Raw genomic sequence first — 1,793 nt, 5'->3', positions numbered from 1 at the left:
AGGATGAAGTGGATGATACGCGCGTGATCAGTAGAAACAAGGGTGTTTTTTCCAAACTTATATACAAATAGTGCACCGCATGTTTCCATTCTTCACACATATGAAGACAAGGCCCATTACAATGGCTAGAAGTATGAAACATGATGCCCCGAAGCTAAACCAAAGTATCACATCTTTGTAGCCGCTGCTTAGTTTGACTGGGTCAATCTGTATTCTATTTTGCATTGCCTCTTCTCTGTATTTTCTGTGATCATAGGTGTTATTTCTAATACTGGCCATACAGTCATCATCACACTTGTGAAATATTTCAAAGCAACCCGTGCCGTCTTCTTCAGCATTCTCTCTCAGCTGTCTTTTCACTCGTTCGTACAGTTTGTCCATTTCTGAATCAGCCAGATCAATTGTATGCTGGTTCTCCATTGCCACCAAGAGTTCAGCATTGTATGACCATACTTCTGTTATAGAATCTCTGGTCCAATTTATCACATTACCGATTTGCTTCTCTACCTCATTGAATTCATTGTCTATCAACTTAAATTGTTGGTTGGTTTTTGCTATAAGCCGGTTTAATTTCCCTGTTATTTGATCAATTGCCGATTGAGTGCTTTTGTAATCTGCAGCAGTTCCCTCTCCCTGTGCATTCTGGTGTCTGAAACCATACCAACCATCAATTAGGCCTTCCCATCCATTTTCAATGAAACCCGCTATAGCACCAAATAGGCCTCTCGCAATCCGTTTTCTCTTTGGAACCTCAGGAACATTCTTCATCCCTGTTGCCAGCAGAAGACTCCTTTGCTTAACATATCTCGGACATTTTCCAACTGCCCTGCTATCTATGTTCTGAAATGGCAAGTTACTTATTATTGTCCCTCCACTATGATAGCAGTCCCCTTCACAATTGGCATCAACCTGTACTCCACTCTGGATTCCCATAGATTTTCCTCTCAGGAAGCTTGCACGGTCTGGAGCTATGAAAGCCCCATTGAAACTGAAAGTGACTGTATCATTGGGATTTAGTATTAGCCAATGAAAGTCAATTCTTCCAGATTGACCATTAACTTGTGGTCTTGCTCCTGGACTCGGTACGAAAGATTGTTGATAATTAGAACTCCCAACTGTCACCAGTTTGTTTCCACTCCCATATAGCTTGGTTTGCTCTGCAGTTGAAACGGAATGATGGATCCCCCATACTATTATAGCTGGGCTTTCTCTTGTATTTTTATATGACTTAGTCATCTGCGGGAATGCAGCATTATCTGTGTTTGACAGGAGCCATTTCATTTCTGCATAGAATGAAGATCCTGATCTCCTACATGCACTGGTCACCCCATTAGTTCTTATTCCATTGTATGTGAATCCCATGGGTTCCTTGTCAATTCCGCCTGATTCTCTGAGAATTTGCCTCAGAGCTTCTTCATTCACGAATTTTCCAGGATAACAGACATCACTTCCTTCTCGCCTCTCAATAATTAAATCGGCCGAAAATTCTAGGAATTGGTCACATTGAGGTGGTCCAGTGATTGTCCCCAGGAGTCCACATTGACCGAGGTCAACTGTCCTTTTCCCTTTTGAGCAGATCCTGGGGGTGTTTGTTCGTTCCACTGTTTCAGTTGCATTGACGACTTCCACTCCTCTTTCAGTTAATGTGTTTACTTTGGTTCCGTTTGACACGGCATGATGTCCGAGGCAGATTTTGTCTGCATTTGTTGGAATGATCGCAATCAGAGCGAATACCAGGATTTGAGTGTTCATTTTGTATCCCCTGCTTTTGCTGATCACGCGTAGATCGGAAG

General features: G+C 42.4%; 1 protein-coding gene. It reads right to left on the bottom strand.

Annotated elements, in window-relative coordinates; all coding sequences use genetic code 11:
• Positions 1 to 57 precede the first annotated feature (57 nt).
• Positions 58 to 1,793 (bottom strand): hemagglutinin (locus tag CVS30_RS17610; protein WP_220033958.1); only part of this gene is annotated, 1,736 nt, incomplete at its 5' end.

Origin of the sequence: Arthrobacter psychrolactophilus, from assembly GCF_003219795.1 — a bacterium.
GTDB classification, from domain to species: domain Bacteria; phylum Actinomycetota; class Actinomycetes; order Actinomycetales; family Micrococcaceae; genus Specibacter; species Specibacter psychrolactophilus.
This window is presented reverse-complemented; position numbering and strand designations above follow the sequence as displayed.